Origin of the sequence: Leucobacter viscericola (assembly GCF_011299575.1) — a bacterium.
Classification (GTDB): Bacteria; Actinomycetota; Actinomycetes; order Actinomycetales; family Microbacteriaceae; genus Leucobacter; species Leucobacter viscericola.
Genome location: NZ_CP049863.1, coordinates 2,457,942 through 2,470,743 on the forward strand (window position 1 = coordinate 2,457,942; position 12,802 = coordinate 2,470,743).

At 66.3% G+C, this 12,802-nt stretch carries 11 protein-coding genes; 8 read left to right on the forward strand and 3 right to left on the reverse strand.

The window, feature by feature from the left end:
* Positions 1-237 precede the first annotated feature (237 nt).
* Positions 238-1,899, reverse strand: coding sequence for an amidohydrolase (locus tag G7068_RS10750; protein ID WP_244304450.1), 1,662 nt, complete (start codon positions 1,897-1,899; stop codon positions 238-240).
* Between the two features lie 360 nt (positions 1,900-2,259).
* Between G7068_RS10750 and G7068_RS10755 the strand changes: the two genes are divergently transcribed.
* Together G7068_RS10755 and G7068_RS10760 are read left to right on the forward strand one after the other, a co-directional pair.
* Entirely contained in the window at positions 2,260-2,934 is a 675-nt protein-coding gene (locus G7068_RS10755) for a TetR/AcrR family transcriptional regulator (protein WP_166291947.1), read from the forward strand.
* A 49-nt stretch (positions 2,935-2,983) separates the two neighbouring features.
* A complete protein-coding gene (locus tag G7068_RS10760; protein WP_244304452.1) occupies positions 2,984-4,318 on the forward strand; it encodes a M20/M25/M40 family metallo-hydrolase in 1,335 nt (444 codons plus the stop codon).
* A gap of 3 nt (positions 4,319-4,321) precedes the next feature.
* On the opposite strand, the gene G7068_RS10765 is transcribed toward G7068_RS10760, so the two are convergent.
* Positions 4,322-4,732, reverse strand: coding sequence for a TFIIB-type zinc ribbon-containing protein (locus G7068_RS10765; RefSeq protein ID WP_166291951.1), 411 nt, complete (start codon positions 4,730-4,732; stop codon positions 4,322-4,324).
* A 115-nt stretch (positions 4,733-4,847) separates the two neighbouring features.
* Here G7068_RS10765 and G7068_RS10770 point away from each other — a divergent pair, with 115 nt between their 5' ends.
* On the forward strand, positions 4,848-5,063 hold the full coding sequence (locus G7068_RS10770) for a type II toxin-antitoxin system VapB family antitoxin (RefSeq protein WP_166291953.1): 216 nt from the start codon (positions 4,848-4,850) through the stop codon (positions 5,061-5,063).
* Entirely contained in the window at positions 5,060-5,458 is a 399-nt protein-coding gene (gene vapC / locus G7068_RS10775) for a type II toxin-antitoxin system VapC family toxin (RefSeq protein ID WP_166291955.1), read from the forward strand. The genes G7068_RS10770 and vapC overlap by 4 nt, the downstream gene beginning before the upstream one ends.
* Positions 5,459-5,466: 8 nt before the next feature.
* Here the strand turns inward: vapC and G7068_RS10780 are convergent, their stop codons facing one another.
* The gene (locus G7068_RS10780) at positions 5,467-6,639 is read right to left on the reverse strand and encodes a PucR family transcriptional regulator (RefSeq protein WP_166291957.1); all 1,173 of its coding nucleotides are present in this window, start codon (positions 6,637-6,639) and stop codon (positions 5,467-5,469) included.
* Positions 6,640-6,794: 155 nt separating this feature from the next.
* Here G7068_RS10780 and G7068_RS10785 point away from each other — a divergent pair, with 155 nt between their 5' ends.
* The 4 genes from G7068_RS10785 to G7068_RS10800 are packed head-to-tail and all read left to right on the forward strand — an operon-like array spanning position 6,795 to position 12,788.
* Positions 6,795-8,126: an MFS transporter gene (locus G7068_RS10785; RefSeq protein WP_166291959.1), complete on the forward strand. Its 1,332-nt coding sequence runs from the start codon at positions 6,795-6,797 to the stop codon at positions 8,124-8,126.
* Between the two features lie 58 nt (positions 8,127-8,184).
* Complete coding sequence (locus G7068_RS10790; RefSeq protein ID WP_166291961.1) at positions 8,185-9,888, forward strand: thiamine pyrophosphate-dependent enzyme; 1,704 nt, start codon at positions 8,185-8,187, stop codon at positions 9,886-9,888.
* Between the two features lie 2 nt (positions 9,889-9,890).
* Complete coding sequence (locus tag G7068_RS10795; protein ID WP_166291963.1) at positions 9,891-11,540, forward strand: amidohydrolase; 1,650 nt, start codon at positions 9,891-9,893, stop codon at positions 11,538-11,540.
* Positions 11,541-11,543: 3 nt separating this feature from the next.
* On the forward strand, positions 11,544-12,788 hold the full coding sequence (locus tag G7068_RS10800) for a M20 family metallo-hydrolase (RefSeq protein WP_166291965.1): 1,245 nt from the start codon (positions 11,544-11,546) through the stop codon (positions 12,786-12,788).
* Positions 12,789-12,802 lie beyond the last annotated feature (14 nt).

The following is a 12,802-nucleotide window of genomic DNA, read 5'->3' on the forward strand; positions in this document are numbered from 1 at the left end:
CCTACTTATTAGGCCCGGTTAACCTGCATCCCGCCCCGAACCCGTCGCCGCATCTCCCAACCTCCGCATGGTCGCCGTGACGCCGCGCCGCCTGTGGCGTGAACGCATTTCAACATTATGCGCGTTCATAATGTTGAAACGCGTTCACACCAGGGGTGAGGGAGGGGTGAGGTGGGGAGGCGGGCAGGAACGGGAAGGACGGGGCAAGTGAGTTGGGTTGGATGAGTGCGCGAGGCCTCAGCCCCGCGCGTACACGCGCTCGCCCGCGATCCAGGTCTCGTCGACCCTTGCCTCGTGTATGTGCTCGGGAGCCAGCTCGAAGAGATTGCGGTCGAGGATCGCGAGATCCGCGAAGAACCCGGGGGCGATCTTGCCGGTGACCTCGTCGAGGTGGTTCACGCGCGCGGTGCCCTGCGTGTAGGCGTTGAGTGCCTGCGCCACGGTGAGGCGCTGGCGCGGATCCCCGAGCGGCGGCCTATTGCCCGCCGAGGAGACCCTGTTCACTGCAACGTGGATCGCCTGCACCGGATCAGGGCTCGACACCGGCCAGTCGCTGCCCGCGGCGAGGTGCGCCCCGGTCGTTGCGAGATCGCCGAAGGGGTAGTGGTGCTGCTCGGCGTCGTCGGCGAGGAACGGCAGTGTCAACTCGTCGAGCTGATCCTCGTGGCACGCCCACAGCGCCTGCATGTTGGCGGTGGCCGCGAGAGGGGCGAAACGCTCGACGTCTTCGGGGCGCACCACCTGCAAGTGGGCAAGATGGTGGCGGTTGCCGCGCTGGCCATTGGTGGCGAGCGCGCGCTCCACGGCATTGAGGGCCTCGGTGACCGCGCGATCGCCGAGCGCGTGAAAGTGCACCTGCATTCCCGCGGCGTCGAGGTCGGTGACAAACTCGGCCATCTCTTCGGGATCGAAGAACGAGATGCCACGGTTCTGCGTGGCGTGCCCGCTGTGGTCGAGGTAGCAGTCGTGCATCGCCGCGGTAAAGCTCTCGGCGACACCATCGACCATCACCTTGACGGACTCCAGCGAAAACTTCTGCGGGTCGAACGCCGCCGCGGCCTCGTCGCGCCGGGAGAGGATCGGGGCGAGCTGATCCCGACCCGCCTCTCGATCCCACCACTGCGCTCCGCGCACCCGTACCTTCAGGGTTCCCTCTTCGATCGCGCGGCGGTACACCGGCACCGTGTCGGGGCTGCCCATAAACTCACCAACCGCTGCGTCTTGCCAGGCGGTAATGCCCTGAGCGATGAGGTGATCCTGCGCCGCGAGCAGACCCGCGTACGCCTGCTCGGGGGTGGCTCGCGGTCGTGTCTGATGGAGAAAGCTCATTGCGCCGTCGTGCAGGGTTCCGGACGGAGCGCCGTCGGGCTCACGCTCGATGCGGCCGTCGAAAGGGTCTGGGGTATCTGCGTTGAGACCCGCGAGTTCGAGCGCGCGCGAGTTCGCCCAGCCGCTGTGGTGGTCGCGGTTCTCGAGAAACACCGGGCGGTCCGCGACGACCGCATCGAGCGCCTGCCTGGTGGGGGTGCCGCCGGGGAACGCGTCCATGGACCAGCCAGCGCCGAGAATCCAATCGAGTTCTGGGTGCGCTTTTGCATACTGTGCGATGGCCTCGAGGGTGTCCTCCGCGGTCGAGCATGCCGACAGATCGCAACTCAGCAGCTCGATGCCCGCGATCACGGGATGCACGTGGGCATCCTGGAAACCCGGAACCACCAGGCGGCCGCCCAGGTCGACGCGCTCGTGGGCGGTCGTGGCGAGGGCTGCGACCTCGTCGGGGTCGGTGGTGAGGATCCTGCCGTTTGCAATCGCGAGGCCACCCGGTGATGGTGCGGAGTCTAGGCCGGTGTACACCCAGCCGTTTTCGAATACGACGTCTGCTTGATGGTCACTCTGCACGGGGCCTCCTCATTGAATGCTGTTTAGCCTAATGGCCTTGGGTGGGGTGCGTGTGGAAAATGTGATCCGACCCTGCTGCCACCTGCGAACTTGGGGTCAGTTTCAGGCACTAAAGCCCCGTTTAATACCTGAAACTGACCCCAACTCTGCGGGTGGCAGGACGGGCGGGGTTGGGTGGGACCGGACCGGACAAGGCGGACCGGACCGGGCAAGGCGGGCCGGGCAGGGCAGGGCCTGGCAGCGTTGGGCCTGGCAGGGTTGGGTCGGGCAGGGTTGGGTGGGTGGGGCAGTGGGGGATGGGGCAGGGGGCGGGCAAGACCCCTCGCTAGACTGAGGGCACCCTGCAGAACCGGAGATCGCATGACAGCAGCAGCCCCGCGGCGCACTCGCCTCGACCAGAGGGTGATTGTCGACGCGCTGCTTGAACTCGCTCGTGCTGAACCCGGTGTTCGCCCCACCTTTAAGCGGCTCGGAGAGGCCCTGGGCGTTGACGCGACCGCCATGTACCGCCACTTTCGCAACAAGGACGAGCTGACCAGGGCCGCGCTCGACCGCCTCGCCGAAACAGCGGTCGCCCACGCGCTCGCCGCCGAGGGATCCTGGCGTGAACGACTTGAGGTCTACCTGGCGCGGGCCGCCGAGCTGAGCCTGGAGTATCCCTCGGTCGCTATTGAGGGTGCGGTGCTTGACCCGGCTGGGCCCGGAGATGTGTCCGCTGACGAGCTGATTCTCGGTTTGCTCAGTGAGGCCGGGTTGGAAGGCGCTGCGCTGATCCGCGCGTATGCCGCAGTGTCTGGGTTTGCGGTTTCGCAGAACGCGGCGCTCGCGCACGAGGTGATGCGCAACGGTGCTGCGGCCAGGGACGGTTCGACCCCCTGGATCAGCACGTTTGGCGCGGTGGATCTCGCGCAGTATCCGCTCGTGCGTGAGCACCGGGACGCCCTGCTCGCCATCGATGGCCTCACGGTGTATCGGGCGGGGGTCGCCGCGATCCTCGACTCAATTGAGCGGTCTGCGCAAGACCTCGGCGAGTAAGCTGGAGCGATCAGTGGGCGTGGCCCAATCGCGAGCGGAGGTGCACCGGGTGTCAACGGAGAACGCGGGGGTTGAGGCGGCAGTTGACGCAACCGTTGAGCTGCTGCGCGAGATGATTCGTGAGGCGTGTGTCAACGAGGGCACGGAAGCTTCCGGGCAAGAGATTCGCAATGTGCGGGTGCTGCAGCGCTTTCTCGCCGATGTTCCCGTCGAGACGCACGTGCTGGAGGCGGCACCCGGCAGGGCCTCGCTGATCGCGCGCGTGCGTGGCACCGATCCGACGGCTCCCGCACTCGGCCTGCTCGGGCACATTGATGTGGTGCCGGTTGATCCTGACGGCTGGAGCCGCAATCCGTTCGGCGGTGACCTGATTGACGGCGAGGTTTGGGGTCGCGGCGCCGTCGACATGCTCTACCTGACGGCGGCCTTTGCGACGGTGCTGCGCGAGGTCGCGCTCGCGCCCGAGAAGCCGCGCGGCGATCTCGTGCTCCTCGCGGTCGCTGACGAGGAAGCCGGGGGAGACTACGGTCTGAAGTGGTTGATGCAGCAGTACCCCGACATCGTCGATGTGAGTGAGGTGCTGACGGAATCCGGCGGCATGCGCATGGGCTCGCACGTGGCGATCGGTGTGGCCGAGAAGGGGTCCGCGGGCAGGCTGCTGACCGTGCAGGGGAAGCCGGGTCACGCGTCGATCCCGTACGGTTCCCGCAGCGCAGTGTTTGCGGTGGGCGAGATTTTGCAGCAGCTTTCACAGGTCGTGCCTGCCGCAGAACTGGGCGAGCTGTGGGACGCGTTTGTGACGGCGCGCATCAGCGACGCCGAGTTGGCTGAGCGGCTGCGAGATCCCGTGCGGCTTGACAGCGCCATTGCGCAGCTTGGAGGCATCGCGGGGTACGCGTACGCGGTGTCACGGGTGACGATCTCGCCGACGGTGTTGCGGGCAGGATCGGCCCACAACGTGATCCCGGGGTCAGGATCCGTGCAGCTCGACATCCGCACTCTGCCGGGCACGAGCGACGAAGACGTGGATGAACTGCTGCGCGCCGTGCTGGGACCGCTCGCTGACGTGACCGAGATTACCCACCTGCGCGGGTGGGACGCGACCGGATCAAGCACCGAAACGCCCCTGTTCGCCGCGATCGAGCGGGCCGTCGAAGCGGTGGCTTCTGCGCCAGTGGTGCCGATTATGGCGGCGGGCGGATCGGACGCGCGCTTCTTCCGCGAGATCGGTGTGCCCGCGTACGGGTTTGGGCTGCTGGGACCCGAGTGGCCGTACGAGCGCTATCGCGAGGGCGTGCACGGGCACAACGAGCGGATTGACCTCACGTCAATTGAGCTCTCGCTTGCCGCGCTGCGCCACATCGTTGCCGAGCGTGTCGGTTAGACGCTAGCCCTCAAAGATGTCGCCGAGAAAATCGAAGGGGCTCTTCTTCTTTTTGCGGTAGTCGCCCTGGCGCGAGTCGTAGCCTCGGTTGTCGCGCGAGTCGTAGCGGCGGTCGTCACGGGAGTCGTGGCCACGGCGGTCGTCGTATCCGCGGTCGTCGTAGCGTGGCTGCTGTGGCGGCTGCTGGCTGTAAGGCTGCTGCTGGCCGTACAGCGGCTGCTGCGGCGCCTGCATCTGCGGTGCCTGCGGCACCTCGGGTGCGGCGGCAACGTCGGACTCGGCCTTCGCGCGCTCAAGAATCTTGTCGAGCTCGCCACGGTCGAGCCACACGCCCCGGCACTGCGGGCAGTAGTCGATCTCGATCCCCTGGCGTTCACTCATGAGGAGGGTTGTTCCGTCAGTAGGGCAGTTCATGCCTCCAGGCTAAGGGAGTGGGTGGTGATCCGTCCCGGTATCCCGCGGACTCGGGGCGAATTCGAAGCTGGTGCCGCTTCTGGCCTCATGTGATCCTGTGGTGTATTCTTGGTGTATGGGACGCACAAACATTGATATTGATGACGCACTCGTCGCGGAGGTGATGAGCCGCTTCCAAGTGTCGACTAAGCGGGAAGCTGTCGATCTTGCGCTCCGACGACTTGTGGGAGTCCCGCTGACGAAAGGCTTTCTGCGTGATCTGCGTGGTATCGGTTGGGATGGAGACCTTGATGCCATGCGTGACGTTCCCGTGAATGGGGTGCGCGATTGATCCTCGTTGATTCTTCGGTATGGATTGAGTATCTGCGCGATTCTGATGACCCCGTCGTTGAGGAGCTTGACCGTTTGCTCATGAGAGAAGCAGACGTCAGAATCACCGAGCCAATCATTATGGAGCTACTCGCCGGGGCAACGACACCGCTCCGTGAATCGCGCATTTCGCAGCTCACGAATGGTCTTCGAGTGATTCCTATTGATGCGGCGATCGACTACCGGGCCGCGGCGCAGCTCTTTGTCGCATCTCTGCAGAATGGACATCCCCTTAGGGGGTTGAGCGACTGTCTCATCGCGGCAGTTGCTATTCGCGGAGATGCGGTGTTATTCCATCGAGATCGAGACTTCAAGTACATAGCCGAGGTCGCGCCGCTTCGGTTGTACGGTGAGTAGGCACAGGATCACGCCCAACCCACCACGAGTCGCGCCGCCTGGGTAGGCACGAGCGGGTCGACGCCGGTGAGGATCGCGAAGCGCCGCAAGCGGTTCGTGATGGTGTTGCGGTGGCAGTAGAGGACCGCGGCTGTCTCGCCGATGTTGCCCGTTGCGAGGTAACTGCGCACGGCCTCCTCGAGTCGAGTGCGCTCGGCCTCGCCGCAGCTTGCGAGAGCCGCGACCACGTCGGAGAGGATCGGATTACCGATCTCGAGCAGGCACCGACTCGCGAGTCGTGCCCAGCCGCGAGACCAGGTCATCGCGCCCTCTTCGTCGGGGCCGAGAATGCGGGCGAGATCACGAGCGGTTGTCGCGGATTGCCGCAGCCCGCGCAACCCCGACTCTGAGGTGAGGAGCCCAATACGGAGGGCGTTCAGACGGTGGCCGAGCTTCTCGAGCCGCGAGCCGGGGAGGGGCCGCAGCCGCGAAAACACCACCAGGGTGTCTCCGAGGTGGTGGGTGAACACGGTCGCTCCCGCGCGCTCCGCCTCCGACACAAACACGCGCAGCGCCGCGATGTCTTCTGAGACGGCCGCAGCAACGGCGAGCGGTGTCGAGACTGGAATGCCGAGTCCGTCGGCAATGACCGATAGGCGCTCTTCGGAGGGCTGCGGATCCTGAAACAACCCCGCAATCAGCCCCTGCCGCACTGACGAGGCCTCATCGTGCATGCGCTGCTGCTCCGCGACATACGCGCGCTGAGTCTGCCCGGCGTACCCGTCGACGGTGCGGAGCACGATTCCGGTGTGGCGCACGATGAGCTCAGCGTCCGAGGGGCGCGCCACCCTCGTGAGCGCCTCCCACAGCACCGTAAAGTCGAGCCGGATCGCCGTCATGAGTGACGTAATCGGGATCCCCGCGCGAGCGCGCGAAACACCCACATCACTCGCTGCGGTCACGGGTTCCAGCTCTCCGCCGGCACCGAGCCCCACGACCAGAGCTTCGAACGAAAGGCGGCCGGTGCGCCGAACCTCGGAGAGTGGAACCGGCGGGGGATCGTAGTCCGGGACCGTGCTGATGAGTGCGAGAAACGTTTCCGTCAGCTCGTCAACGTCGAGTTGATTGACGAGCTCTCGCCAGCGTCGCGCGTCCTCTGGAAGGGGTGTGCCGCTGAGGGGAAGCGGGTGATCCTGACTCATTTCTACAGTTTATGTGCATATGCACTGTTTCTGCGCGATAATCGGGTGACTATGACGCGCCAAAGCGGGCGCATTCCCTGGCATGCTCGAACCTAGACGCTGGGCCCGTGTGCTGGGCGTTGCCGATCCCCACCCGCCCCTCAACGGAGAGACACATGAGCGAGCTCACACACACGACATCGATCGAATACGATGCCACCCAAGAACTCAGCGTAAAAGACGCCAACAAGGTCGCCCTGGGCGCCCTCATCGGCACCGCGCTCGAGTGGTACGACTTCTTCCTCTTCAGCGCCGCCGCCGCGCTGGTGTTCAACGTGCAGTTCTTCACGAGCGAGAACGCAACAGCCGCCGCGCTCGCTTCGTTCGCCACGTTTGGCGTGGGCCTCGCGGCCCGCCCGCTCGGCGGCATGATCTTCGGCCGCATGGGAGACCGCGTCGGCCGCCGCAAGGTGCTCATGATCACGATCGTGGGTATTGGCCTCGTGACCGGCCTCATCGGCATGCTGCCGACCTACGCCGCCATTGGCATCGCAGCGCCCGTGCTGCTCGTACTGCTGCGTGTGCTGCAGGGCCTCTTTGTTGGTGGTGAGTGGTCGGGTGCGATGACGCTGGTTGTCGAGAACGCTCCGCTGCACCTGCGCGCACGCTACGCCGCAATTCCGCAGATTGGATCGCCGATTGGCACGATCCTCTCGTCCGGTGGATTCTTCGTGATGACGCTCATCTTCTCGCAGCAGAATTTTGACGCGTGGGGCTGGCGTATCCCGTTCCTCATCGCGCTGCCACTGCTGCTCATTGCCGTCTACATTCGGAGCAAGCTTGAGGAATCCCCCGTGTTCCGCCAGCTCGAAGAGTCGGGCGAGATCGTGAAGAGCCCGGTGCTCGACACCTTCAAGTACAGCTGGCGCCAGATCATCGTCGGCATGGCAGCCGCGCTGCTCGGTGTTGGCGGTTTCTACCTCGTGACCGCGTTCTGCGTTTGGTACGGCGTCAATGTGCTCGGCTACCCGTCAACGCTGATGTTGCTCGGCAGCATGGTCGCGGCGGCGGTCGAGATTCTTACCCTTCTGTGGGGTGGACACCTGGGCGCCAAGTACGGTGCCAGCCGCGTAATTCTCTGGGGCGGGATCGCCTCCGCTGTTGTTGCGGTGCCGTCCTTCCTCTTGCTGGTCTCCGGCATTCCGGTGCTCGTGGTGCTCGCCATGACACTCGCCGTTGGCACGCTGTCGCTTCCCTACGCCGCCTCGGGCACCGTGCTCACCGGCCTCTTCCCCGCGAAGACCCGCTACACCGGCGTTGGTCTCGCGCAGAACGTTGCTGGCATGCTCTCGGGCTTCATCCCGCTGCTCGCGACCGGATTTGTTGCCGCGGCGGCGAACCACTGGTGGCCCGCTGCAGCGATGCTCGTGTTCCTGTCGCTGTTTACCGCGGTTGCAGGATCAATCGCGCCGCGCCTCAGCGTGAAGCTGCCAGGCTTCAAGCACTAGCGCTACCCGCTCACCGCCCCGCCAGCCCCCACCGCCCTTCAGAAAACGAGAAACCAACATGTCACAGTCAGCCGGTCACCTGATCGTGCGCACCCTCGAAGCCCACGGAGTGAGACGGGTCTACGCCGTGCCCGGAGAGAGCTATCTCGACGTGCTCGACGGCCTGCACGACTCAGGTATCGAGACGGTCGTGTGCCGTCACGAGGGTGGGGCGGGCTTCATGGCCCTGGCCGAGGGGCGGTTGACCGGGCAGCCCGGGATCGCGATGGTGACTCGCGGGCCGGGCGCTGCGAACGCCATGATCGCGGTGCACACGGCCTGGCAAGACGCGACATCTCTGGTGCTGTTCGTCGGGCTCGTGCCCGTTGCCGATCGCGAGCGCGATGCGTTTCAGGAGTTCAGTCTGACCGGCTGGTTCGGCTCCACCGCGAAGCGCGTCATGACGATCGACGATGCGTCGCGGGCAGGCGAACTCGTCAACGAGGCATTGCGGATCGCCGCGAGTGGTAGACCCGGGCCCGTTGTTGTGGGGTTGCCCGAAGACGTGCTGACGCACGTGACCGATGCTTCTGTGCCCACGCCTGTTGCGGCTGCGCGGCCGGTTCCAGCGGAGTCGGACGTTTCTTCGCTCGTAGATCGCCTCACGCGAGCCCAGCGCCCCGCGTTGGTGGTCGGCGGCGACGGTTGGCAGAGCGGCTGCGGTCGCGACCTTGCGTCGTTCGCTGCGGCCGCCGGTATCCCGGTGTTTGCCGACTGGCGCGCCTACGACGCCGTGCCGCACGACGCCGCGAGCTGGGCCGGCTGGCTCGGCTACGGGCGCGCTGACGCCGTGGCCGCCGGGTACGCGGAAGCCGATCTGCTGGTGTTTGTCGGTTGCACCCGCTCCGACGTGCTGAGCGACGGGTATACGCGCGGGCTCGACACCGAGACCGTACTGGTGCTGGCCGACCCGAACGCGGCCACTCACGCCGGGCGGATCGACCAGCAGCTGCTCGCGACGCCGGAGACCTTTGCCCGCGCGCTTGGTGAGACGGATCACGCCGCGGCGCGTGGGGCACGAAGCGACGACTGGATGGCCGGCCGCCACGACGCCCAGTTGCGATTTGCGCAGCACCGTTCCGATGCGTCGGTGAACGCGGGGGTCGGGATCGCGGAAGCCTCCGGGCCAGCCGCCGTCGTGGCCGGTACCACTTCCACAGTCGACCTCGGCGTCGACCTCGGAACCGCCTTCGGCATACTCGACGACCGGCTCGGGGGCGAGGCGATCCTCACCTTTGGCGCGGGCAACGCCACCATCTGGGCGCACCGCTTCGTGCGGCACCTCACCCCAGCGAGCCTCGTCGGTGCCCGCAACGGCGCCATGGGCCTCGCGGTTCCCGCCGCCGTTGCCGCATCTCTCGCCTTTCCCGAGCGCCGCGCGGTTGCGGTCTGCGGCGACGGCGACTTCTTGATGAACGGTCAGGAACTCGCAACCGCCTTCGCTCACGGCGGCGCACCCTTGGTGATCGTCGTCGACAACGGCATCTACGGCACGATCGTGCAGCATCAGGAGCGCGAGTACCCGGGGCGGCCCTCGGGCACTCGCATGGCGAACCCCAATTTCGCGGACTGGATGCGCTCCTTTGGCGGGCACGGCGAACACGTCGAGCGCACCGAAGACTTCGCTGCTGCGCTCGACAGAGCGCTCGCCGCAGACGGGCCTGCGCTGATCCACGTTGTCATTGATTCTTCGGTGATGCCCCCGGCATCGAGTGAGGTGTAACCATGAAACTCGACTTGATTGTGCGGGCGCGGCAGATTCTGACGCTTGACCCCGCGAACCCCGTTGCCACCAGTGTCGGCGTGATCGGCGACCGCATCGTCGGCTTCGACGCGGAGCTCGACGGTTGCGAAGCCGTCCGCGTTGAGGACTTCGGTGACGCCACGGTCACGCCCGGCCTGATCGACGCCCACTGCCACACGGCGTGGTGGGGGCTCGGCCTCGCCGCGATCGACCTCAGCAAGGCGCGCGGGCTTGACGAGATCTACGCGCTGGTCGAAGCCGAGGTTGAACGCCTGGCCGATGATCCGCACGCCTGGGTGCACGGCACCGGTTTCAACCAGGCTCACCACGGTGGCGCCTTCCCAGACATCGCGCGCCTCGACGAGCTGACCGGCGACCGCCCGCTTTACCTGCGGCACACCTCGGGGCACGCGTCCATCACTAACACGGCGACGCTGCGGCTCGTGGGCGCCCTCGAGCCCGGCTTCGAAAACCCCACGGGCGGGGTGGTTGTGCGTGACGCTGCCGGTGCCCCGACCGGGCTCGTCGAAGAAGCCGCCCAGGGGCTCGTGCAGGCGCTACTGCTGCCCTACGCAACCGATCGGCTGGTCGAGGCGCTGGAGGCCGCAACCTCGCGCTACGCCGAACAGGGCATTACGAGTTTCTCTGAGGCGGGAGTCGGCGGGGGCTGGATCGGCCACAGCCCCGTTGAGGTTGCGGCGTATCAGGCGGCCGCCGAGCGCGGGCGCTTGCACGCGCGGGCCCAGCTGATGCCCGCGCTCGATGCGCTCCACCCGCTGCGGGCGCACGCGGCCGACTTCGCGGGTGAGGGATCTGGATCGGGTCTCGACCTCGGCATTCGCTACGGTTTCGGTGATGACCTGGTGCGCTTCGGCCACGTCAAAGTGTTTCTCGATGGCTCGCTGCTCGGCGCAACGGCCGCGGTGACCGAGGACTACTGCGGGCACTCCCACAACACCGGATACCTGCTCGACGATCCAGCGGTTTACCGCGACCGCGTGCTGGGTGCCTATCGCGCAGGCTGGCCGCTCGCGCTCCACGCGATCGGAGACGCCGCGATCGACCTCGCGCTCGACCTGATCGAGGAGGCCCAGAGCCGCTACGGTCGCCTGGCGGCTCCCTGCCGCATCGAACACTTCGGTATCGCCCGGCCCGACCAGGTGTCGCGTGCCGGGGCGCTCGGCCTCGCCGTGACCCCGCAGGCCGGTTTCATCGGGCCGATCGGTGATCAGATGGCGCAGATGGTCGGGCCGGAGCGCGCCGACTGGTTGTACCGCGGACGGTCGGTGATCGACGCGGGGATCGTGCTCGCCGGATCCTCCGATCTGCCCGTCGCCGACAACAACCTGCGCCGCGGCATGCAGGCTGCCGTCGATCGTGTGACCGACAGCGGCGCGGTGCTCACCGCGAGCGAGGCGATCACGCGAGAGGAAGCGCTGCGCACCCACACCGAGTGGGCGGCGCGAGCAACAGGCCAGCTCGCCGACAAGGGCACCCTGGAGCGCGGCAAACTCGCCGACTTCACGGTGTTTTCTGCCTCGCCACTCGATGCACCGAGCATCGCAGAACTCGACATCGTCGCCACCGTGCTCGGCGGAAACCTCAGCTACGACGCCCGCGGAAGGGACTAAACCATGACACAACACGATGAGGCGTTTCTCGCCGACTGGGCCGTGCAATCAGCCTTCGGCGCCGTCGCTGGCACCCACGGGGTCGACCGCGAGGCCGCAACCGCACCCGACGGTGAGCAGCGCCGCTGGTTCGCTGAGCTGCTCGAATCGCGCGGCTTCACGGTGCAGCGCGATGCGATCGGCAACCAGTTCGGGCTACTCGAGCTCGTACCCGGTGCACCGTACGTTCTGACCGGATCCCACATGGACTCGCAGCCCACCGCCGGTCGCTTCGATGGAGCCTACGGTGTGATGGCGTCGGCTCACGCCTGTTTCCGAGTTGCCGACGAACTGCGGGCCGATCCTGCCAGCGCTCGTTTCAACCTTGCAGTGGTGAACTGGTTTAACGAGGAGGGATCCCGCTTCAAGCCCTCCATGATGGGCAGCGGTGTCTTTACCGGCAAGCTGTCTCTGGAGGCGGCGCTGGCGACCGAGGATCGCGGCGGCGTGACCGTCGTGGAGGCCCTCGACGCTCTGGGTGAGCGCGGTAATTTTGAAGGTCTCGACGTGGCGTCCTACGCTGAGATTCACGTGCAGCAGGGGCGCAGCATGGAGCAGGACGGGGTGACGATCGGCCTCGTTGACGCGACCTGGGCGGCTCACAAGTTTGAGTTTAAGATCACGGGTGAGCAGGCGCACAGCGGCTCGACACTCATGTCTGATCGTCGCGATGCTCTGCTGGGCGCTGCCCGCCTGATCGTCGCCGTGCGCGAGCTGGTCGACGAGTTCGAGCAGGGCATGCTGCACTCGGCCTGCGGCGAGATCGACGTCTACCCCAACTCTCCCGTGGTGGTGGCGAGCCAGGTGAAGCTGCTGCTCGACTTCCGCTCGCCGAGCGAGGACGTGCTGAAAGCGGCGTACACCTCGCTCATGGCGACGGTCGAGAAGGTGCAACACGAGGATCGTGTCGGCATCGAGATCATCGCCGAGCACAGCTGGGACCGGAATCCGTACTCTGAACCCGGGGTCGAGCTGGCCCGCGAGGTGGCCGAGCAACTGGGCCTCAGCAACGACCGTGTGCTGACCGTGGCGGGCCACGACTCGACGAACATGAAAGACAAGGTGCCGACGGTGATGCTCTTTGTGCCGAGCGTCGACGGCGTCTCGCACAACCTCGACGAGTTCACGCGCGAGGAAGACCTGATCGATGGCCTCCACCAGCTCACGGGCGTGGTGCGCCGCCTAGCGGAGGGTGCGCTCGTAGCCTGATCGAGAATGTGAGT

What these genes read in the sequence shown, in the direction of transcription:
- G7068_RS10755 (WP_166291947.1), top strand. Translation starts at nt 2,260, where the DNA reads ATGACAGCAGCAGCCCCGCGGCGCACTCGCCTCGACCAGAGGGTGATT.
- G7068_RS10765 (WP_166291951.1), bottom strand. Translation starts at nt 4,732, where the DNA reads ATGAACTGCCCTACTGACGGAACAACCCTCCTCATGAGTGAACGCCAG.
- G7068_RS10770 (WP_166291953.1), top strand. Translation starts at nt 4,848, where the DNA reads ATGGGACGCACAAACATTGATATTGATGACGCACTCGTCGCGGAGGTG.
- G7068_RS10780 (WP_166291957.1), bottom strand. Translation starts at nt 6,639, where the DNA reads ATGAGTCAGGATCACCCGCTTCCCCTCAGCGGCACACCCCTTCCAGAG.
- G7068_RS10785 (WP_166291959.1), top strand. Translation starts at nt 6,795, where the DNA reads ATGAGCGAGCTCACACACACGACATCGATCGAATACGATGCCACCCAA.
- G7068_RS10790 (WP_166291961.1), top strand. Translation starts at nt 8,185, where the DNA reads ATGTCACAGTCAGCCGGTCACCTGATCGTGCGCACCCTCGAAGCCCAC.
- G7068_RS10795 (WP_166291963.1), top strand. Translation starts at nt 9,891, where the DNA reads ATGAAACTCGACTTGATTGTGCGGGCGCGGCAGATTCTGACGCTTGAC.
- G7068_RS10800 (WP_166291965.1), top strand. Translation starts at nt 11,544, where the DNA reads ATGACACAACACGATGAGGCGTTTCTCGCCGACTGGGCCGTGCAATCA.